Origin of the sequence: Rhodoplanes tepidamans, from assembly GCF_030813915.1 — a bacterium.
In the GTDB taxonomy this organism is placed as follows: Bacteria; Pseudomonadota; Alphaproteobacteria; order Rhizobiales; family Xanthobacteraceae; genus Rhodoplanes; species Rhodoplanes tepidamans.
Map to the genome: position 1 here is coordinate 47,147 of NZ_JAUSUJ010000020.1, position 20,030 is coordinate 67,176.

General features: G+C 71.1%; 15 protein-coding genes, 1 tRNA gene and 1 pseudogene. 9 read left to right on the forward strand and 8 right to left on the reverse strand.

Features of this window, described 5'->3' with window-relative positions; genetic code table 11:
* Window positions 1-29: 29 nt before the first annotated feature.
* A tRNA-Arg gene (locus J2S22_RS21710) sits at window positions 30-106 on the forward strand.
* Between the two features lie 588 nt (window positions 107-694).
* Here the strand turns inward: J2S22_RS21710 and J2S22_RS21715 are convergent.
* Entirely contained in the window at window positions 695-1,027 is a 333-nt protein-coding gene (locus tag J2S22_RS21715) for a hypothetical protein (protein ID WP_272779948.1), read from the reverse strand.
* 99 nt (window positions 1,028-1,126) lie between these two features.
* Between J2S22_RS21715 and J2S22_RS21720 the strand changes: the two genes are divergently transcribed.
* A complete protein-coding gene (locus J2S22_RS21720) occupies window positions 1,127-1,576 on the forward strand; it encodes a Bug family tripartite tricarboxylate transporter substrate binding protein (protein WP_272779947.1) in 450 nt (149 codons plus the stop codon).
* Window positions 1,577-1,715: 139 nt separating this feature from the next.
* On the opposite strand, the gene J2S22_RS21725 is transcribed toward J2S22_RS21720, so the two are convergent.
* A complete protein-coding gene (locus tag J2S22_RS21725) occupies window positions 1,716-2,051 on the reverse strand; it encodes a hypothetical protein (RefSeq protein WP_272779946.1) in 336 nt (111 codons plus the stop codon).
* Window positions 2,052-2,285: 234 nt separating this feature from the next.
* Here J2S22_RS21725 and J2S22_RS21730 point away from each other — a divergent pair, with 234 nt between their 5' ends.
* Both J2S22_RS21730 and J2S22_RS21735 read left to right on the forward strand, forming a co-directional pair.
* On the forward strand, window positions 2,286-3,002 hold the full coding sequence (locus J2S22_RS21730; RefSeq protein WP_272779945.1) for a PRC-barrel domain-containing protein: 717 nt from the start codon (window positions 2,286-2,288) through the stop codon (window positions 3,000-3,002).
* Between the two features lie 330 nt (window positions 3,003-3,332).
* Complete coding sequence (locus tag J2S22_RS21735) at window positions 3,333-5,024, forward strand: methyl-accepting chemotaxis protein (protein ID WP_272779944.1); 1,692 nt, start codon at window positions 3,333-3,335, stop codon at window positions 5,022-5,024.
* A 46-nt stretch (window positions 5,025-5,070) separates the two neighbouring features.
* On the opposite strand, the gene J2S22_RS21740 is transcribed toward J2S22_RS21735, so the two are convergent.
* Both J2S22_RS21740 and J2S22_RS21745 read right to left on the reverse strand, forming a co-directional pair.
* Window positions 5,071-6,114, reverse strand: coding sequence for an aromatic ring-hydroxylating dioxygenase subunit alpha (locus J2S22_RS21740; protein WP_272779943.1), 1,044 nt, complete (start codon window positions 6,112-6,114; stop codon window positions 5,071-5,073).
* 28 nt (window positions 6,115-6,142) lie between these two features.
* Window positions 6,143-7,339 (reverse strand): ABC transporter substrate-binding protein, encoded by a 1,197-nt coding sequence (locus J2S22_RS21745; RefSeq protein ID WP_370878235.1) that lies wholly within the window; start codon window positions 7,337-7,339, stop codon window positions 6,143-6,145.
* A gap of 191 nt (window positions 7,340-7,530) precedes the next feature.
* Here J2S22_RS21745 and J2S22_RS21750 point away from each other — a divergent pair, with 191 nt between their 5' ends.
* Window positions 7,531-8,265, forward strand: a complete 735-nt coding sequence (locus J2S22_RS21750; protein WP_272779942.1) for a TetR/AcrR family transcriptional regulator — start codon at window positions 7,531-7,533, stop codon at window positions 8,263-8,265.
* A gap of 21 nt (window positions 8,266-8,286) precedes the next feature.
* Here the strand turns inward: J2S22_RS21750 and J2S22_RS21755 are convergent, their stop codons facing one another.
* Together J2S22_RS21755 and cobS are read right to left on the reverse strand one after the other, a co-directional pair.
* Entirely contained in the window at window positions 8,287-8,856 is a 570-nt protein-coding gene (locus J2S22_RS21755; RefSeq protein WP_272779941.1) for a histidine phosphatase family protein, read from the reverse strand.
* 5 nt (window positions 8,857-8,861) lie between these two features.
* Window positions 8,862-9,644 carry an adenosylcobinamide-GDP ribazoletransferase gene (gene cobS / locus J2S22_RS21760; RefSeq protein WP_272779940.1) on the reverse strand — a complete coding sequence of 261 codons (783 nt, stop codon included), beginning with the start codon at window positions 9,642-9,644 and terminating at the stop codon, window positions 8,862-8,864.
* Between the two features lie 15 nt (window positions 9,645-9,659).
* Between cobS and cobT the strand changes: the two genes are divergently transcribed.
* From cobT to J2S22_RS21775, 3 genes are all read left to right on the forward strand, one after another.
* Complete coding sequence (gene cobT / locus J2S22_RS21765) at window positions 9,660-10,676, forward strand: nicotinate-nucleotide--dimethylbenzimidazole phosphoribosyltransferase (RefSeq protein WP_272779939.1); 1,017 nt, start codon at window positions 9,660-9,662, stop codon at window positions 10,674-10,676.
* Window positions 10,677-10,768: 92 nt separating this feature from the next.
* Window positions 10,769-12,211, forward strand: coding sequence for an aldehyde dehydrogenase family protein (locus J2S22_RS21770; RefSeq protein WP_272779938.1), 1,443 nt, complete (start codon window positions 10,769-10,771; stop codon window positions 12,209-12,211).
* A gap of 331 nt (window positions 12,212-12,542) precedes the next feature.
* On the forward strand, window positions 12,543-13,097 hold the full coding sequence (locus J2S22_RS21775; protein ID WP_272779562.1) for a Uma2 family endonuclease: 555 nt from the start codon (window positions 12,543-12,545) through the stop codon (window positions 13,095-13,097).
* Window positions 13,098-13,254: 157 nt separating this feature from the next.
* Here J2S22_RS21775 and J2S22_RS21780 read toward each other — a convergent pair.
* Together J2S22_RS21780 and J2S22_RS21785 are read right to left on the reverse strand one after the other, a co-directional pair.
* Window positions 13,255-13,521: pseudogene (locus J2S22_RS21780) on the reverse strand (PDZ domain-containing protein); the annotation flags it as partial.
* 12 nt (window positions 13,522-13,533) lie between these two features.
* The gene (locus tag J2S22_RS21785) at window positions 13,534-14,289 is read right to left on the reverse strand and encodes a S1C family serine protease (RefSeq protein ID WP_272779561.1); all 756 of its coding nucleotides are present in this window, start codon (window positions 14,287-14,289) and stop codon (window positions 13,534-13,536) included.
* A gap of 374 nt (window positions 14,290-14,663) precedes the next feature.
* Here J2S22_RS21785 and J2S22_RS21790 point away from each other — a divergent pair, with 374 nt between their 5' ends.
* Window positions 14,664-19,910 (forward strand): alpha-2-macroglobulin family protein, encoded by a 5,247-nt coding sequence (locus J2S22_RS21790; protein ID WP_272779560.1) that lies wholly within the window; start codon window positions 14,664-14,666, stop codon window positions 19,908-19,910.
* Window positions 19,911-20,030 lie beyond the last annotated feature (120 nt).

A 20,030-nucleotide genomic window follows, 5' to 3' on the forward strand; every position in this document is an offset into this window, starting at 1 on the left:
AAGCCGGTTCCGCGCCGGTCGAGGCCCGCGGCCCCGTAGCTCAGTCGGATAGAGCAGCAGCCTTCTAAGCTGAAGGTCCCTGGTTCGAGTCCAGGCGGGGTCGCCAAGTCTTTTCAATAGCTTGGCTCGAGGGTTGCCGGTGTCGGCCACGGCGGTCGCGTCCTCGGACCGAACTCCTGTAACCCGCAAGATCATCTGGCAGAGGCGGGATCAGGCGGGATTGTCCGGGATTCGGCGGAAATCGACGAGGAAGGCGGGGTTTAGGGGTTGCCGGCGGGGCGATCGGCGCCACGGCGGCGCGTAAGATCGGATGGCAGGGGCGACGGGCGGCGGCGGAAATTCTCGTTTCCGCTCGGTGCGAACTCCGAACCGGATTCGGAGTTCGATGAGGGCGGCGCGTGCGGGCCAAATCGTACGGAAAACCAACCGGATGGCCGGGCTGCGCCGGGCGGATGCGCCGGCGCGAACTCCGAAAGCCCGGCGGCACGGCAAGCGGCGGAACCGCAAACTCGGTTTACGGTTCCGGGAGCCGAGCCGGAATCCCAGCATCACATTGTATCGTCAGGGAATATCCTGCCCGCAGCGAGATCGGGCAGGAATCGGAACCGTAAACTTTCAGCCAGCCACTCCGGGCGCTCGAAAACACCCTTCGAACACCGTTCGATGCAGCTCGAGCCGAGCCGCGCATCGTCCTCTACTCGCTCAACGCCACATCGCCCTCACGGCAGAGGATGTGCACGCGCTTCGCCTCGTCTAGGGCGGGGTCGAAGCGTACGTCGTTGCGGGTCATGAAAGCCGGCCAGCGAAATTCCCGCCCTGAGACCGGGATATCGACACCGCGCAGTTCGAACCGGCTGTTGACGTAGATATTGCACGCCGTCAGTGAACCGCCGGTATTGTTGCGGATGATCAACACCTTGTCGGTGATGCCGGCGGTAGCCTTCAGGGTGCCGACGTCCTTCGCGATCACTAGAGCGGCCCCTGGGTAGACCAGGGTGACGAAAGCCAATAGGACCAGCCTGTGCATGAGGTGCCTCAAATCGTCTGGCCGAACCACCTTATCCGCCCCTCGACCTCGAGGTCCGGCAGCTCGTCGGCCGGCACCACCTCATTCTCGTACCGTTGGTTGTCCGAGAGCAAGACGACACTGCCGTTCCGCGGCGCCGGCCCCGTAGTGCAGTCGGTCGCCGGCGGCCACAATCCGCTCGCCTGCGTGGCGCTCGCGCCGGCCGTGCCGCTGATCCAGAACGGCCAGCTCCGCGGCCTGGGGCTGACCAGCGCGAAGCGCTTCTCCACCGTGCCGGGCGTCCCGACCATGGCCGAGCAGGGCATCGCCGGGCAGGAGTCGACCACCATGCAGGCCTTCCTGGCGCCGGCCAAGACGCCGAAGCCGATCGTCGATCTGCTGCATCGGGAGATGATCAAGGTCGTCAAGTCGCCCGGCATGGAGGAACGCTTCACCACCCTCGGCTTCACGCCGATCGGCAACTCGCCGGCGGAGTCCGCGGCTCAGATCCAGACCGAGCTGGCGCGCTGGGCGAAGGTGATCGGCGAGGCCCACATCGCCAAGATGTGACGTGCCGGGATGTGACGGCCGGCCGGCTGCGAGGCGAGCAGGGCGCCGCCCGCCCGGGCGGGCCCTCGATGTGGCGGACGGCCTCGGGAGGCGGGACGGCCCGGGGCGTCGCGCGCGGCGTGGCCGGCGCAAGGCTCGGTCAGCGGATCTCGAGATCGCTGCAGGCCACCCACCACTCGGTCGGGATGGTGGCGTCGGCGAGGCGGTCAAGCAGTCCCGGATCGCGGCCCGACTTGAAGTTCAGCACGCAAAGCCTCTGTCCGGAGGTGCGGACGGGCGTGACGGTCAGGTGCCGGCAGCTGTCGGGAACGAATTTTCCGCCGCTGCCGAGCATCTGCTCCAGCGCCTGCTGCGAGGGACAGGCCGCGATCGAGCGAGCATCCTTGGGATCGGCGCTCGGGGTTGCGGTCTGGGCCGCGGCCGGCGACACGGCGGCCAGAAGCACCGCGGTCGTGATCAGGGCAGTGACGTGCATCGGTCCTCTCCGGTGGTGACGGACCTTCGGGTAACGCGCGCCGGCAGGAGCCGGTTCGTCGCGCGCCGGTCCGCCCGGCAGGCGCGGACGCCGGCGCATTGTTCGTACGAAAGCGGACGCCGCCTTCCCCGCGCCGGAGCGGCTCGCGAACGGCCGCCGGTCTCGCTCATTGGTTCGTCACCGGGACGAAGCGAGACCACCTCGACGAGACCACTCGGGACAGGGAGCAACACCATGCGACACGGCCTTCTCGTGGCGGCTGCAGTTCTGACACTCGGCGGCGGCGCGGTCGCGCAGAATGCCGCGCCGGCTTCGCCCGGAAGCGGAACGAGCGGCGCGACAGGCGCTCAGCAGCGGCCGGCGACCGGATCGCAGGCGGGCCAGACGCCGTCCGGCCAGGCCCAGACCGGCCAAGCCCAGACCGGTCAGGCCCAGCCGGGCCAGGCCGGGTCCGGGCAGGCTGGAACCGGGCAGGCCGCCTCGCAGCCCGGACTGCGCGCGGTCGATCCCGCCGGCAGCGTGCGCCTGAGCTTCTACACGGTCGAGGCGACCGACATGCGCGTGTCCAAGCTGATGGGCGCCGAGGTCTACAATCTCGACAACGAGAGCATCGGCGAGGTCGAAGACCTGATCCTCGACGGTGGCAAGACGATCAAGGCCGTCGTCGTCAGCGTCGGGGGCTTCCTCGGCATCGGCGAGCGGAACGTCGCGCTCGATCCGAGGTCGGTGGTGCTGACGGAGCGCGGTGACGGCAATGCGCGCCTGGTCGTCAACACGACCCGGGAGGACCTGAAGAAGGCGCCGCCGTTCGACTTCGCCGAGGTCGATCGGGCGGGCGGTCGCGCCGAGACGAGCGGGGCGAGCGGCTCCGGCCCGGCCCTGCGGCCGAACGCCGACCGGGGGAGCTCCGCCGACCAGCGCGAACGGGCCGGGAGCGGCACCGCGCGCTGACCGGCCATCGCGGCCGCGACGACGGCAGGCGCGACGGCACCCGGCGTGCCGTCGCGCCTCGGTCCGAATCGAGCGGCCCATGAGAAGAGCCATTCGGCGGCATAGTTCATTCCTACTATGCTTTGTGCCTGACTGGTATTAAGACCGAAGTCTACCGCCGTGCGCGGCGATGAAGACGTATTTCTTAAGAATTATCGCGCAATCTTCTGCACAGCAGATTCCCTCAGTCGCCGTTCGACTTGCGTCGCGCCGGCCCCTCTGGTCGGTCCATGACTGCTGCCCATGTTCATCGGGTCGAGCGCGATCTTCCTCCTCGAAGGAGACGACCGGATGCACATGCGCTTCGACATGACCATCGGCCGCAAGATCTATGCGCTGATCGGGCTGGCCTTCGCGGGCCTGCTCGGCGTCGCCATGCTCGACTCCCGCGAGCTGGCGTCGAGCCTGAAGGAGCAGAAGCAGATCGAGCTGCGGCATCTGGTCGAGCTCGCGGTCGGCGTGGTCAAGGAGGAGCATGCCGCGGCCGAGAAGGGGACCGTGAGCGTGGAGGCCGCCCAGAAGCGGGCGCTCGAGCGTCTCTCGACGATGCGGTACGGCAGCAACGACTATTTCTTCGTGCAGAACATGAGCAACACCATGCTCATGCATCCGCTGTCGCCGCAGATCGTCGGCAAGGACCTGTCCAATCTCAAGGATCCGAACGGAGTCCTGATCACGGTGGCGCTGAACGAGGTGGTCCGCAAGGACGGCGGCGGCGTCCTCGAATACATCTGGACCAAGCCCGGCTCGACGACGCCGCAGCCCAAGATCACCTACGCGATGCGCTTCGCGCCGTGGAGCTGGGTGGTCGGCACCGGCGTCTATATCGACGACCTGGAGGCGCAGACCTGGGCCGCGACCAAGCGGTCGCTGATCGCCGCCGCCGTCGTCCTGCTGATCACGCTCGGCGTCTCGGTGTTCATGGCGGGGCGGATCACCAGGCCGCTGCAGCGGATGACCGGGACCATGAAGGACCTCGCCGCCGGCAAGCTCGACGTCGAGATCCCGGGCGTCGGGCGGCACGACGAGGTCGGCGCCATGGCCGAGGCCGTCGCGGTGTTCAAGACGAACGCGATCGAGCGCACCCGCCTGGAGGCCGAGCGGAAGGCGGCGGAGGCGCATGCCGCGGCGCAGCGCAAGGCCGACATGGTCCGCTTGGCGGATCGGTTCGAGGCCGCGGTCGGCGGCATCATCGCGACCGTCTCCTCGGCGGCGACCGAGCTGGAGGCGACCGCCACGACCCTCACCCGCACGGCCGACACCACCCAGCAGATGTCGGCCACGGTCAGCTCCGCCTCCGAGGAGGCCTCGACCAACGTCCAGGCGGTCGCCGCGGCGACCAACGAGATGTCCTCGTCGATCGGCGAGATCTCGCGGCAGGTGCAGGCGTCGAGCCGCATCGCCGACGACGCGGTGAGCCAGGCGGCGAAGACCGATGCCCGCGTCGGCGAGTTGTCGGTGGCGGCGAACCGGATCGGCGACGTGGTCAAGCTGATCACCGACATCGCCGAGCAGACCAACCTGCTGGCCCTCAACGCCACCATCGAGGCGGCGCGCGCCGGCGAGGCGGGAAAAGGCTTCGCCGTGGTCGCGAACGAAGTGAAGGCGCTGGCCGGCCAGACCGCCAAGGCGACCGGGGAAATCTCCTCGCAGATCGCCGCGATGCAATCCGCGACCCGGGACTCGGTGGCGGCCATCAAGGAGATCTCCGGCACCATCGGGCAGATCGCCGAGGTGGCGTCGGCGATCGCCGCCGCCGTGGAGGAGCAGGGCGCCGCCACGGCGGAGATCTCGCGCAACATCCAGCAGGCGGCGGCGGGGACCACCCAGGTGGCGCAGAACATCGTCGAGGTGAGCCGCGGTGCCGAGGAGACCGGTGCGGCCTCGGGCGAGGTGCTGAACGCCGCCGGCCAGCTCGCCGCGGAAAGCAATCAGCTCCGCAGCGAGGTGGCCAGGTTCCTCGACACCGTGCGGGCCGCCTGACGGCCGCGGTCGGGCCCGACGGCCGGAGGCGGCCTGCCGGGCCAGCCTACTCGGCCGCGAGCGGGGCCCTCTCGGCGTCGATCATGCGCTGGACGCTGCGGCGCATCTTCTTCGGGGCGGCGTCGATGGCGAGCCCGATGCGTCGTGCGTCCGGCCGCGTCCGTTCGACGCGGTCGATCTCCTCCAGAATCTCCTTGTCCTCGTTGAACGCGACGCGGAAGTCGTCGTGCAGGCGCCGGTCGACGTCGGCGTCCGAGAGGGCGAAGTTGCGCACATGCAGCCAGTGGTCGATGCAGTGATGCGCGTCCACCGGCGTGATGAAGTGGCAGGCGAAGATGCGCAGGCCGCGGTCACGCTCGGCCGGGTCGAGCGCCGCCGCCACGTCGGCGCTGCCGAAGTCGATCACCGCGATGCAGGGGGCGTCGTAGTGATAGTAGTGCCAGCGGTCGACGTGACCGGTGAAGCCGCCGTACTTGGCGAACAGGGGGATCGGCGGCGCGTCGCGGATCCAGCGCCAGACCACCACGCCGGTGTCGGTGACCTCGTGCTGCACCGGAATGTCCTCGCTCGCCGCATTGCCGAGCGTCGACAGGTGGACGAAGCTCACATGCGCCGGGTCGCAGAGATTGTCGGCGAGGTTGAGATAGCTCGTGCCGATGTGCAGGGCCTCGCCCTCGACCGCGTGCCACTGCGGCGAATGAAACTGCGGCAGGTCGTAGACCGGGACGGTGTCGGCGCGGGCGGGGTCGCCCGGCCAGATCCAGACGAGGCCCATCTGCTCGCGCAGCGGATAGGCGCGCACCCGCGCGCTCGCCGGGACGGTCGCCTGGCCGGGGATCCGGACACAGGTGCCGTCCGGCCCGAAGGTCATGCCGTGATAGCCGCATTCGACGGCGTCGCCCTTGAGTTTGCCGCACGACAGCGGCGCCAGCCGATGCGGGCAGAGGTCGTCGAGCGCCACGGGCTCGCCGCGCTCGGTGCGGTAGACGACGAGGTCGAGGCCGAGAACCTTGTGGCGCGCGAGCGTGCGACCGACGTCGCGCGACCAGGTCAGCGGGTACCAGGCGTTGCGGGGAGCGTTGTCCAGCATGGGTCACCCTTGCGTGTCGGGAGCGGGGTCACTGCGGGCGGCGCGCCGCCACGACATTGTCGGGCGCCTGGAAGTCCTTGCCGTCGACATAGCGCCAGTCGACCATCACGCCGCGGCCGTCCTTCAGCGCCAGCCGGCCGAGATAGACGCCGAGCGTCGACTGGTGATCGAGGGCACGGAACGAGATCGGCCCGACCGGCGTGCTCTCGATCCGCAGGCCTTCGGTGGCCCTGATCAGGTCGTCGGTGCGCGTGCTGCCGGCCTTCTCGATCGCCGCGGCGAGCACCAGCGTGTTGATGTAGCCGATCAGCGCCCCGATCGTCGGCGGCTCCTTGAAGCGTTCCCGGTAGGCGGTCAGGAACGCGTCGTGCTCGGGGCTGCGGATCGTGTCCCAGGGATAGCCGGTCACCAGCCAGCCGGCCGGCACCTCGTCCTTGAGCGGCGCGAGATATTCGGGCTCGCCCGTCATCAGGCTGACGACGCTGCGCCCCTCGAAGGCATGGCGGGTGTTGGCCTCGCGCACGAGCTTGACGAGGTCGGGCCCGAAGGTCGCGTTGAACACCGCGTCCGGCTGCGCCGCCATCATGGCCAGCACGGTGGCGCCGGCGTCGATCTTCCCGAGCGGCGGCCATTGCGCGTCGACGAACTCGACGTCGGGGCGCAGGCGCCGCATCTCGGCCCTGAAGCTCGCGACCGCCGACTGGCCGAACTCGTAGTTGGGCGCGATGGTGGCCCATCGCTTCGCCGGCAGCTTGGCGGCCTCGCGCGCCAGGATCGCCGTCTGGGTGAACGTGCTCGGCCGCAGCCGGAACGTATAGCGGTTGCCCTTCTCCAGGATCAGCGCATCGGTGAGCGGCTGCGACGCCAGGAAGTAGATCTTCTTCTGGTTGGCGAAGTCGGCCAGGGCGAGCCCGACATGGGACAGGATGCCGCCGGTGAGGAGGTCGACGCGCTCGGACTCGACGAGCTGCACCGCCTGGGTGATGGCGTCGGCGGGCTTGCCGGCGTCGTCGCGGGCGACGATCTCCATCCTGCGGCCGAGCACGCCGCCGCGGCCGTTGATCTGGTCGCGCGCCAGCTCCCAGCCCTGGCGATAGCCGCGGGTGCCGATCGGAAGCGCGGAGTAGCTGGAGATGTCGCCGATCCGGATCGGCGGCTCGGCCCGGGCGCCGACGGGCGCAGCGAGCAGCATGCACAGGAACAGCAAGACGACGCGACGGCGCATGGTGACCTCCTGCCGGGGGAACTGGCGGTCAGATTGATGGTTGCGATGACTGTATGTAGTACTTACTACATCAGTGCAGCGGAGGACCGCTTGTCTGTCAAGGTTCAAAACTAGGCACGGATCGCCGATAATCGGGCCACACGGGCGCTCGGGCGAGCGAAGTTCTCGGGCGAGCGAGGGGAGGACGCGGAATGAGTGGTGAACTGGTCGAGCCGAGGTCACGACGACGGCCGCAGCGACACCGGGGAACGGCGGCCGCCGCGTCCGGACCGGCCGAGCCGGTCTCCGTCGCCGCGGCGCCGCCGAAGCGCCGGCGCCGCACCCCGCAGGACACCCGCGCCGCGCTCCTGAAGGCCGCGGTCGCCGAATTCGCCCGCGAGGGCTACGGCGGCGCGCGCGTCGACCGCATCAGCAAGGCGGCGCGCAGCAACGACCGCATGCTCTACTACTACTTCCACAGCAAGGAGGAGCTGTTCCGTCAGGTCATCGAGCACTGCTACGCCCGGCTGGTGGCGGAGGAGGAGGCGCTCGAGCTCGACGTGACGCGGCCGCGCGAGGCGCTCACCGCGCTCGTCGCCTTCAACTGGGCCTACTACTGGGACCATCCCGAGCTGATCAGCATCCTGGCCTCCGAGAACCTGTTCAAGGGCCGGCACGTCAAGAACAAGATCCGTGCGGCGTTCGCCTCGTCGCAGTTCTTCACGCTGGAGCGCATCCTCGACCACGGCGCGAAGAGCGGCGTGTTCAGGCCGGACTGCGACAGCTTCCTGGTCTACATGTCGATCCTGTCGCTGACCTATTTCTACCGGTCGAACCTCCACACCCTGTCGAACTACATGCAGGTCGACCTCGCCGAGCCGGCGCGCCGCGACGCCTGGCTCGCCCATGTGCAGCGCATGATCGACGACCTGGTGCGGCGGCGCTAGGTTCGAAGCCGGCGGGGCCGCTCAGCGGCGGTTGACGAAGCGGATGCGCCAGCTCGCCGCGACCCGGTCGATCCGGGTCAGCGACAGCGGTGCGACCACGAAGCGCAGCGCGCTTTCCGGCGTGAGATCGAGGGCGATCGCCAGGATCGCCCGGATGGTGCCGGAATGCACCACCAGCACCGCGTCGCCGGCCGGCAGCTGCACGAGCCCGCGGCGCACCCGCTCGATCTGGTCGACGAAGCTCTCGCCGCCGGGCGGCCGCCGGCGCGCCGGCGAGCGCCAGAAGGTGGCGTAGGCGAGGCCGAGCTCGGCCTCCAGGTCGGCATGGGTCCGGCCGGTCCATTCACCGAATCCCTGCTCGCGGAAGTCGGGCTGGTGGATGGGGTCGAGGCCGAGCGCCTGGGCGGTGTCCAGCGTGCGCTGCGCCGGGCTGGCGAAGACCGGGGCCTCGGCGGGAAGCTGGTCGCGCAACGCCGCGATCCGCTCGGCGTCGCCGAGGTCGGCCGGCGCCTCCGGCGGATGGATGACGTCGCGCGGCCCCGCCACCGGGGCGTGCCGGATCAGCCACAGGCGCAGCTCGGGCTCGCTCATGGCGGTCAGCCGAACCGGGTCGCGCACAGCACCAGGACGGCGACCTCGACGGCCTGCTCGGCGGCGCCGAGCACGTCGCCGGTCTGGCCGCCGATCTGCCGCCTCGCGAGCGCTCCGACGGCGGCCGCCGCCAGCAGCGCGACGGCGACCGAGAGCAGGGCCTCCTTGAGCGGCAGCATGATCAGGGTCAGCACCGCGGCGATCACGCCGGCCGTCACCACCACGGTCTGGGTCGGCGAGCCGGCGCGGGCGCCGAGCCCGTCGGTGCGGGCCGCCGGCAGCTTGAAGGCGAGCGCCGGGATGGCGGCGCGGCCGAGCGCGTGGGCCGTCACCAGCACGGGCAGCACCGCGACCCGGGGCAGGGCGGCGAGCGCGAACAGCTTGGCCGCGAACGTCACCATCAGCACCACGGCGCCGTAGGTGCCGAGCCGGCTGTCGCGCATGATCTCGAGCTTCCGCGCCTTGTCGTGGCCGCCGCCGAAGCCGTCGCCGGTGTCGGCGAGGCCGTCCTCGTGGAGGGCACCGGTGAGCAGCGCGCTCACCCCCAGCGCCAGGGCGGCGGCCGGCAGCACCGGCACGCCGACCAGGAGGAGGCCGAGATAGACCACCCCCACGGCGGCCCCGACGCCGGCCCCGACGAGCGGGAAGACTCGCATGGCCCGTGCGAGGTATGAGGGCGCCGGCCCATCCGGATGGGCCATCGGGATTCGCGTCAGCAGCCCGACCGCGACCCGCAGGTCGTCCTGCCAGTCGCGCATGCTGTTGCCGTTGTCCAAAGTGTTGGTCATCGAAAAGGACTCACCTTGATCTTCCCCACTCTAGACGACCTTCGCGCCGCCTGTCGCGACCTGCCGGCCGGCGACGAGGCCGCGGCCGCCGCGGCCCTGGCGCGCCAGGCCGTGCTCACCAAGCCGCCCGGGAGCCTGGGCCGGCTGGAGGACCTCGCCGTCTGGCTCGCCCGCTGGCAGGGCCGGGCGATCCCGAAGCTCGACCGCATCTCCATCGTCGTGTTCGCCGGCAATCACGGCGTCGCGGCGCGCGGCGTCTCGGCCTTTCCGATCGACGTCACGGCCCAGATGGTGGCGAACTATGCCGCCGGCGGCGCCGGGATCAACCGTCTCGCCGAGACGGCCGGGGCCGCCCTGTCGGTCGTTCCGCTCGAGCTCGACCGGCCGACCGCCGACTTCACCAAGGCCCCCGCCATGGACGAGGCCGACTTCCTGGCCGCCGTCTCGGCCGGGTACGAGGCGGTGTCGCCCGAGAACGACCTGCTCGCGGTCGGCGAGATGGGCATCGGCAACACCACGGCGGCGGCCGCCCTGTGCGCCGCATTGCTGGGCGGCGGCGCCGGCCGCTGGGTCGGCCGCGGCACCGGGGTCGACGACCACGGCCTCGCCCGCAAGCGCGATGCCGTCGAGGCCGGGCTCGCCCGCCATGGGGCCAAGGTCGCCGATCCGCTGGCGATCGCCGCCGCGCTCGGCGGGCGCGAGCTCGCCGCCATGATGGGCGCGACCCTGGCGGCGCGCCGGCACGGCGTGCCGATGCTGCTCGACGGCTACGTGGCGAGCGCCGCGGTGCTGCCGCTGTCGCGCCTGTCGACCGACGCGCTCGCCCATTGCCGCGCCGCCCACTGCTCGGCCGAGCCGGGCCACAAGGCGCTGCTGTCGGCCCTCGGCCTGCCGCCGCTGCTCGACGTCGGCATGCGGCTCGGCGAGGCGACTGGCGCCGCCGTGGCGATGCTGCTGGTCCGCGCGGCGGTGTCCTGCCACGCCGGCATGGCGACCTTCGCCGAGGCCGGCGTCGCCGAGAAGACCAGCTGATCCCGTCTTCGGGAGTGCGCCCGGGCCGCATTGCCTTGCCGGCCCGGGCCACTATGATCCGGCCACCCCCACCCCGCAGAAACGAAGACTCCATGACCGTGCATCAGAACTTCATCGGCGGCGAATGGATTCCCGCCGGCAACGCCGCGCCCAACATCAACCCGTCGGACGTCACCGACGTGGTGGGCGAGTACGCCCGCGCCTCCCGGGCCGAGGCGGACGCGGCGATCGCCGCCGCCAAGGCGGCGTTCCCGGCCTGGGCCCGGTCGAACCCGCACGAGCGCTACGAGATCCTGATGCGGGTCTCCACCGAGATCCTCGCCCGCAAGGAGGAGCTCGGCCGCCTGCTCGCCCGCGAGGAGGGCAAGACGCTGGCCGACGGCATCGGCGAGGTGACGCGCGCCGGCCAGATCTTCGGCTATTTCGCCGGGGAAGCGGTCCGCATCGCCGGTGAAAAATTCGCATCGACCCGGCCCGGCATCGAGGTCGACGTGACCCGCGAGCCGGTCGGCATCGTCGCCATGATCACGCCGTGGAACTTTCCCATCGCGATCCCGGCCTGGAAGATCGCGCCGGCGCTCGCCTACGGCAACTGCGTCGTCATCAAGCCGGCCGACCTGGTTCCGGGCTGCGCCTGGGCGCTCGCCGACATCATCGCCCGCGCCGGCGTGCCGAAGGGCGTGTTCAACCTCGTCATGGGGCGCGGCTCGGAGATCGGCGACGTCCTGCTGAACCACGACGACGTCGCCGCGATCTCGTTCACGGGCTCGGTCGGCACCGGCCGCAAGGTCGCCCAGGCCGCCGTCACGGCGCCGGTGATGAAGAAGGTGCAGCTCGAGATGGGCGGCAAGAGCCCGCTCGTCATCCTCGACGACGCCGACCTCGCCGTGGCGGTCGAGGCCGCCGCCAACGGCGCCTTCTACCAGACCGGCCAGCGCTGCACGGCCGGCACTCGCCTCGTCGTCACCGAGGGCATCCACGACCGCTTCGTCGAGGGCCTGGTCGAGCGCATGAAGCAGCTCGTCGTCGACGACGCCCTGAAGCCCGGCACCAATATCGGCCCCGTCGTCGACCAGAACCAGCTCGACCAGGACCTGCGCTACATCGCCATCGGCCAGAAGGAGGGCGCCAGGCTCGCCTGGGGCGGCGAGCGGCTGAACCGCGACAAGCAGGGCTTCTACCTGCAGCCGGCGCTGTTCACCGAGTGCTCGACCGACATGCAGATCGTCCGCGAGGAGATCTTCGGACCGGTCGCCGCGGTGCTGCGGGTGAAGGACTACGACGAGGCCCTGAAGGTCGCCAACGACACCACCTTCGGTCTGTCGTCCGGCATCTGCACGACCAGCCTGAAGCACGCGACCCACTTCAAGCGCAACTCCGACGCCGGCATGGTCAACGTCAATCTCCCGACGGCGGGCGTCGACTATCACGTCCCGTTCGGCGGCCGGAAGGGCTCGAGCTACGGCCCGCGCGAGCAGGGCCACTACGCCATCGAGTTCTACACCACGGTGAAGACCAGCTACACGCTGGCGTGAGCGCGACGCGCTCCGCCCGAGCGGTGCGTTCCGCCGGGACGTCGCGGCCCCTTCACCTCTCCCCGCCGCGCGGGGAGAGGTCGACATTCGCGCGGCCAGCGCGAATGTCGGGTGAGGGGGCGTCGCCGCGAGCCTGAGGTTCCAGGTCCGAGCCTTTCGCAAGCGCCCCCTCATCCGACTCGCCGCTGCGCGGCGAGCCACCTTCTTGTCGCGCGAGAGCGCGACCCCGCACGCGGGGAGAAGGACGAAAGCGCTCGCGTCACTCAATGCGTGCCACCGGGCACCCCCGCCCGAGCCGTGCTAGCATGGCCGCCCGAACAGGACCGGGCCCATGAACGTACCGCAGCTGCGCATGGACAAGGCGACGTTTCTCGATTGGGCGGGAGCCCGCGAGGAGCGCTACGAGCTCGTCGGGGGGCGGGTCGTGATGATGATACGGCCATTGATCGGGCACGCCCGGATCGTCCGGAACCTGGTCCGGGCTCTGGACAGCCGGATCGACCACCAGAGCCTGGAGGTTCTGGCCGATGTGGCGGTCGATGCCGGGCCTCACACGATCAGGGCGCCGGACGTCATCGTCGTCCCGTTGGGCGTCGACTCCCGGGCGAAGGTGACCGCACCCCCTGTCCTGATCGCCGAGGTGCTGTCGGACTCCTCGGTCACCATCGATCTCGGCGACAAGGCGGCCGAGTATCTGCGGCTGCCGAGCCTGCTCGCCTATCTGGTCGTCGCCCAGGACGAGCCGAAGGTGTGGTTCTGGGTGCGGGAAGGGGACCGGTTCTCGCCCGGGCCGCACGTGGTCGAAAGCCTCGATGCCGCGGTGGCCATCTCGCCGCTGGGCCTCGACCTGCCGATGACGGACATTTTCGCCGGCGTGCACAGTTAGGTGACGCCGTCGCCTTTGCCGGTAATGAGCAGAGGTTCGCCATGAGGATGGCGGCCCAAACATGGATTCGCGAGAACTGCTCGGTCTGGTGGCGCGAGTTTCCAAATTACCGAAAACATTTGCGAAAGCAGCTGAACCCAAACGGGGGAAGCGATCGCTAGAACGTCGACTTCAGCTTCAGGTGATCCATCCGGTCCATCGACTGGACCTCCAGGCGGCGGGGCGTGCCGTTGCGGCGGATGTCGAGCGGGACGGTGACGCCGGCGGCGCCGAGCGACCACATCTTTCGATACAGGGCCGGCAGGCCGTCGGCGGAGGTGTCGGCGACGCCTTCGATGATGTCGCCGCGGGTGAGGCCGGCGCGGGCGGCCGGGCTGTCGGGCGTCACCCGGGTCACCACCAGGCGGCCCAGCATCTCCTCGGTCGAGACGCCGAGCTAGGGCCGTGCCGGACCGGCGAGGCGGCCGTCGGCGATCAGGTCGGCCATCACGGGCCCGAGCCGGTCGACCGGAACGAACATGTTGCCGGGCGAGGGGGTCCCGTCGCCCCTGGCGTCGCCGACGATCAGCGAGCCGATGCCGGCGAGCCTGCCGTCGCGCGTCACCAGCGCGGCGCCGCTCCAGGCCGGGTTGGGCGGCGCCGTGAAGATCGCCTCGTCCAGGAGATACTCCCAGCTTCCGGCGAACTCGCGCTTGGCGACGACGCGCGCCGCGGTGACGCCGGCCGCGCCGCCGTTGCTCGCCACCAGCACGGGGTCGTCCACCTTCAGCTCGGTGGTGCGGCCGAGCGGCATCGGCTTGAGGCCGGGTGGCGTCACGGTGCGCAGCAGGCCGAAGCCGCTGTCGGGGTCGTAGCCGACCACGTCGGCCGGGAGCGTCTTGCCGTCCCGCGTCGTCACCTCGACGGCGTGCGCCTCGACCATCAGGTAGCCGATGGTGACGATCAGGCCGGACGTGTCGATGACGACGCCGGCGCCCTCGCGCTCGCGGCCGAGCGTGGCGACGGTCCGGCCGTCTGGATTGATGAAGGTCTTCACCCGGACCACAGCCGAGAGGATGTCGTCGGGCGAGGCCTTCTGCTGCGCCGCCGCCGCGGTGGCCGCTGCGCACAAGAGTCCGCAGGCCAGGAGGGCGCGCATCGCCAGCGCCGCCCACCGGTGCCGAGCCGTCACCACGCTCCTCGCGTTCCGCATGCCCGCCTCCGTCCGTTCGCCTGACCGGTCCTGCGAAGCAACCGCCGTGCCGAGGATAACGCGATCGAGTGGCCCCGCGGCGGCCCGCCCGGCCGCTCGCCGCAATGTGATCGTCGGGGCACCTCTCCCGCTGGCGGGGAGAGGTGAAGGAGCCGCGGTGCCATGGACTGCGTGACCCTTCTCTCGAACCTCCCGGCTCGTCGAAGCCACCAAGCCGGTGGCGGCGGTGTGCCGTCATCACGTCTGCGATACCGTCACGACTCCGACATGTTTGTTTCGGACCCGTGACGGTAACGGTACCGGCCGAATCCGGACCGGGGGATGCCCGGGCGCGCGCGACAGGCGCGGGCGCACGGGTCCAGGGAGGTTGCTCGATGCTCGCCCGTCTCCGCGCCGCCGCCGCGGCCGCGCTGCTGTTCATCCCGCTCGCCTTTTCGCTTCCCGTCCAGGCCGCCGACAAGGCGTTCCAGCGCGACGAGCTGTCCGACGGCGCGCTGCGCCTGGAGGCGCAGATCAAGAAGGACGCCGGCCCGGTGACGAAGTCGCCGGACCAGCTCCGCCGCGACGCCGAGACGGCGCTCGCCCGCAACGACACCCGCACCGCCCTCACGGTGCTGGGCCAGCTCGTCACCGCGGCGCCCGACGTCGCGTCGAACTGGCTGCGGCTCTCCCGCGCCGTCCTGCAGGTGAAGGGCGCCGACAGCCGCGAGCAGAACCTGCTGTGGGAGCGCGGCGCCACCGCCGCCTTCGTCGCCTATCAGCGGGCCGCGACCCCGGCCGAGGAGGCCGACGCCCTGGTGCTGATCGGCCGCGCCTATGCGGACCGGCGGGTGTGGCGGCCGGCGCTCGACGCGCTGCGCCTCTCGCTGGAGCTGAAGGAGGTCGCCGACGTCCGGGCCCGCTACGAGACGCTGCGCACCGACCACGGCTTCCGCCTGCTCGACTACTCGGTCGACGCCGACACCGCCTCGCCGCGCGCCTGCTTCCAGTTCTCCGAGGCGCTGCCGGGCCCGCGCACGGATCTCTCGCCCTTCGTCTCGGTCGCCGGCGTCGACAAGCCGGCGATCGCGGCGGACGACCGCCAGCTCTGCGTCGAGGGCCTCAGGCACGGCGAGCGCTACGCCGTGACGATCCGGCCCGGGCTGCCGTCGACCGTCAAGGAGACGCTGCAGAAGGCCTCCGAGTTCAACCTCTATGTCCGCGATCGCAAGCCGTTCGTCCGCTTCTCGGGCAAGGCCTATGTGCTGCCGCGCACCGGCCAGCAGGGCATCCCGGTCGTCAGCGTCAACACCTCGGCGGTGAGCATCAATGTCTACCGGATCGGCGACCGCAACCTGATCGACCCGGTGGCGGGCGAGGATCTGGAGCGCAATCTGGATCGCTACGAGCTCGATCGCATCGCCGAGACCAAGGGCTCGAAGGTGTGGTCGGGCGAGCTTTCGGTGCAGTCGCCGCTCAATGCCGAGGTGACCACCGCCTTCCCGGTCGGCCAGGCGATCGGCGACCTGAAGCCCGGCGTCTACGTGATGTCGGCCGAGGCCAAGGGCCCGAGCGACAACGACTGGTCGGCGCTGGCGACCCAGTGGTTCGTGGTCTCCGACCTCGGCCTCTCGGCCATGTCGGGCGGCGACGGCATCCATGTGTTCGTCAACGCGCTCGCCACGGCGGCGCCCAAGCCGCAGGTCGAGGTCCGGCTGGTCGCCCGCAACAACGAGATCCTGGCGGTCCGCAAGACCGACGCCGAGGGCCATGCCGTGTTCGAGGCGGGGCTGGCCCGGGGCGAGGGCGGCGCGGCGCCGGCCATGATCGTCGGCATCAACGACAACGGCCGCGACTACGCCTTCCTCAGCCTCAAGGCGCCGGCCTTCGATCTCTCCGACCGCGGCGTGAAGGGCCGTGCGGCGCCGGCCGGCCTCGACGCGTTCGTGGTGACCGAGCGCGGCGTCTACCGCACCGGCGAGACCGTGCACGCGACCGCGCTCCTGCGCGACGGCCTCGGCGTCGCCGCGGCCGGGGTGCCGCTGACGCTGGTGTTCGAGAGGCCGGACGGCGTCGAGCATCGCCGCGCCGTGGTCGCCGACCAGGGCCTCGGCGGCCGCGCCTACGATCTTCCCATCGTCTCGACGGCGCCGACCGGGACCTGGCGGCTCAAGGCCTACACGGACCCGAAGCGCCCACCGGTCGGCGAGACGACCTTCCTGGTCGAGGACTACGTGCCCGACCGGATCGAGTTCGACCTCTCGACCAAGGCGACCGGGATCGCCAAGGGCACCCCGGTCGAGATCGCCGTCGACGGCCGCTATCTCTACGGCGCGCCGGCCTCGAACCTCGAGCTGGAAGGCGAGGTGACGATCAAGGCCGCGAAGGAGCGCGCCGGCTTCCCCGGCTACGAGTTCGGCACCGTCGACGACGAGTCCGAGAGCGACGCCGAGGCGAGCCGGATCACGCTCGACGACCTGCCGGCGACCGACGAGAAGGGGCGTGCCATCGTCCCGGTCACGGTGGACAAGCTGCCGGACAGCAGCCGGCCCCAGGAGGCCCAGGTCGTCATCCGCATGGCGGAGACGGGCGGCCGGGCGGTCGAGCGCAAGCTCACGCTGCCGGTCGTCCCGGCCGGGCCGATGATCGGCGTCAAGCCGCTGTTCTCCGGCCGCTCGCTCGGCGAGGGCGAGACCGCGAGCTTCGACGTCGTGGTGCTGTCGCCCGAGGGCCAGGCGCTGGCGCGCCGGGGCCTCAGATACGAGCTCCTCAAGGTCGACACCCGCTACCAGTGGTACCGCCAGGATGGGTCCTGGCAGTACGAGCCGATCAAGACCACCAGGCGGGTCGCCGACGGCACGCTCGACGTCGCGCCCGGCCAGCCCGGCCGCATCGCCGCCCCCGTGCAGTGGGGCCGCTACCGGCTCGACGTCTCGTCGAGCGATCCCGACGGCCCGACCACCTCGATCTCGTTCGACGCCGGCTTCTTCGCCGAGGCGTCGGCCGATACGCCCGACCTGCTGGAAATCGCCCTCGACAAGCCCGAGGTGAAGGCCGGCGACACGCTGACCGTGTCGGTCACGGCCCGCGCCGCCGGGCGCGTGCGGCTGAGCGTGATCGGCGACCGGCTGATCACCACGCTGAACCAGGAGGTGCCGCAGGGGACGAGCCAGATCAGTGTGCCGGTGGGCAGCGACTGGGGCAGCGGCGCCTATGTGGTGGCGACCCATCTGCGGCCGCTCGACGCCCAGGCGAAGCGCATGCCGGGCCGCGCCATCGGGGTGCAGTGGCTCGCGGTCGATCGCGCGGCCAGGACCCTGCAGGTTACGCTTTCGACGCCGCAGCTCATGCGGCCGAACACGACCCTGCGCGTGCCGGTCGCGATCGACGGGCTCGCCGGGGCCGGCGAGCCGGCCGGACAGGAGGCGCGCATCACGGTCGCGGCCGTCGATGTCGGCATCCTCAACCTCACCGGCTACAAGCCGCCGGCGCCCGACGAGCACTATCTCGGCCAGCGCCGCCTGTCCGCCGATCTGCGCGACCTCTACGGCCACCTGATCGACGGCATGCAGGGGACGGTCGGGGCGATCCGCACCGGCGGCGACGCCGCGGCGGCCGAGATGCAGGGCTCGCCGCCCACCCAGCCGCCCGTGGCGCTGTTCTCCGGCGTCGTGCCGGTCGGGCCGGACGGCAAGGCCGAGGTGACGTTCGACATCCCGGCCTTCGCCGGCACGGTGCGGGTCATGGCCGTCGCCTGGTCGAAGGACAAGGTCGGCCGCGCCGCGACCGACGTGACGGTGCGCGACCCCGTGGTGCTCACCACCACGCTGCCGCGCTTCCTGCTCACCGGCGACCGCTCGACCGTCCAGCTCGAGCTCGACAATGTCGAGGGCAGGGCGGGCGACTACCGGGTCGCGGCCTCGGTCGAGGGGCCCGCACAGATCGCGTCCGCGGCGCCGGCGACCGTGCGGCTGCCGGCCCGCCAGCGCGGCTCGCTGTCGCTGCCCATCACCGCGACCGCCGCCGGCGCGGCGACCGTGAAGATCGCCGTCACGGGCCCCGACGGCTTCGCGCTGGAGCGGACCTATCCGCTCGCCGTGAAGCCGGCGACCCAGATCGCCACCCGGCGCACGGTGCGCACCATCGGGCGCGGTGAAAGCCTGTCGCTCGCCGACGACCTGTTCCGGGATCTCGTCCCCGGCACGGGGGCGCTCGCCCTGTCGGTCGGCCCGTCGACGGCGCTCGACGCGGCGACGCTCCTGAAGGCGCTCGACCGCTATCCGTTCGGCTGCTCGGAGCAGATCACCAGCCGGGCGCTGCCGCTCCTCTACGTCAACGACCTCGCCGTGGAGGCGCATCTCGCCCTCGACCAGGATGCCGACCAGCGCATCCGCGACGCCGTCGACCGGCTGCTCGCCCGCCAGGACTCCTCGGGCTCGTTCGGCCTGTGGGGCGTCGGCGGCAGCGACGCCTGGCTCGACGCCTATGTCACGGACTTCCTCACGCGGGCGCGGGAACGCGGCTTCGTCGTGCCGGACAACGCCTTCAAGCTGGCGCTGGAGCGGTTGAAGAACTACGTCGCCAACGCGCCGGAGCCCGGCCGCGAGGGCGCGCGCGACCTGCCCTTCGCCCTCTACGTGCTGGCCCGCAACGGTGCGGCACCGGTCGGCGATCTCCGCTACATCGCCGACACCAAGCTCGGCGAGTTTTCGACCCCGATCGCCAAGGCGCATGTCGGGGCGGCGCTGGCGCTGCTCGGCGATCGCGTCCGGGCCGAGCGGGTGTTCTCGGCCGCCGTGCAGGCGATCGAGCCCCCCAAGGCGCTGGAGTTCGGCCGGCCCGACTACGGCTCCTCGCTGCGTGACGCCGCCGCCGTGACGGCGCTGGCGGCCGAGAGCGGCGCCGCGGCGAGCCTGCTGCCGGCGGCTCTGAAGGGCGTGGAGGAGGCGAGGGCGCGGGCCTTCTACACCTCCACCCAGGAGAACGCGTGGATGGTGCTGGCGGCGCGCGCCCTGTCGAAGTCCGTGCCGCTGTCGCTCGATGTCGCCGGCAGCCCGCGGACGAGCCCGCTCTACCGGACCTTCCGTCCGGCCGAGCTCGCCTCGCCGTTCCGCCTCGCCAACACGGGCGAGGCGCCGGTCCAGGCCGTGGTGTCGGTCTCCGGCGCCCCGGTGGTGCCGGAGCCCGCCGCCGACAAGGGCTTCAAGATCGAGCGCACCTACTTCACCCTCGACGGCGAGAAGGTCGACGCCTCGAAGGCGAGGCAGAACCAGCGTTTCGCCGTGGTGCTGACGATCACCGAGCCGCAGCCGCAATACGGCCGCGTCCTGGTCGTCGATCCGCTGCCGGCCGGCTTCGAGATCGACAACCCTAGGCTCGTCTCCTCCGGCGAGACCGGGACGCTCGACTGGATCCAGGACGCCGCCGAGCCCGACAAGGCCGAGTTCCGCGACGACCGCTTCTCGGCGGCCTTCACCCGCAACGCCAAGTCGCCGGCCGTGTTCACGGTGGCCTATGTGGTGCGGGCCGTCTCGCCCGGCCGCTACGTGCTGCCGCAGGCCTATGTGGAGGACATGTACCGCCCCGACCGCTTCGGCCGCACCGGAACCGGCACGGTCGAGGTGAGCGTGTCGCGGCAGTAGCGTTGGTGCGGGTCGAGGCTCACTGATGACCTCGGAAGATCGACACGGCACAGCGCCACCCTCTCCCCTCGCGGGAGAGGGTGGACGGGGGTCCTGACCGGCTACATGGGTGACAGTTTA

Coding starts and splice junctions, on each gene's coding strand:
- J2S22_RS21715 (WP_272779948.1), bottom strand. CDS start 1,027: ATGCACAGGCTGGTCCTATTGGCTTTCGTCACCCTGGTCTACCCAGGG.
- J2S22_RS21725 (WP_272779946.1), bottom strand. CDS start 2,051: ATGCACGTCACTGCCCTGATCACGACCGCGGTGCTTCTGGCCGCCGTG.
- J2S22_RS21730 (WP_272779945.1), top strand. CDS start 2,286: ATGCGACACGGCCTTCTCGTGGCGGCTGCAGTTCTGACACTCGGCGGC.
- J2S22_RS21735 (WP_272779944.1), top strand. CDS start 3,333: ATGCACATGCGCTTCGACATGACCATCGGCCGCAAGATCTATGCGCTG.
- J2S22_RS21740 (WP_272779943.1), bottom strand. CDS start 6,114: ATGCTGGACAACGCTCCCCGCAACGCCTGGTACCCGCTGACCTGGTCG.
- J2S22_RS21745 (WP_370878235.1), bottom strand. CDS start 7,339: ATGCGCCGTCGCGTCGTCTTGCTGTTCCTGTGCATGCTGCTCGCTGCG.
- J2S22_RS21750 (WP_272779942.1), top strand. CDS start 7,531: ATGAGTGGTGAACTGGTCGAGCCGAGGTCACGACGACGGCCGCAGCGA.
- J2S22_RS21755 (WP_272779941.1), bottom strand. CDS start 8,856: ATGAGCGAGCCCGAGCTGCGCCTGTGGCTGATCCGGCACGCCCCGGTG.
- cobS (WP_272779940.1), bottom strand. CDS start 9,644: ATGACCAACACTTTGGACAACGGCAACAGCATGCGCGACTGGCAGGAC.
- J2S22_RS21770 (WP_272779938.1), top strand. CDS start 10,769: ATGACCGTGCATCAGAACTTCATCGGCGGCGAATGGATTCCCGCCGGC.
- J2S22_RS21775 (WP_272779562.1), top strand. CDS start 12,543: ATGAACGTACCGCAGCTGCGCATGGACAAGGCGACGTTTCTCGATTGG.
- J2S22_RS21785 (WP_272779561.1), bottom strand. CDS start 14,289: ATGCGGAACGCGAGGAGCGTGGTGACGGCTCGGCACCGGTGGGCGGCG.
- J2S22_RS21790 (WP_272779560.1), top strand. CDS start 14,664: ATGCTCGCCCGTCTCCGCGCCGCCGCCGCGGCCGCGCTGCTGTTCATC.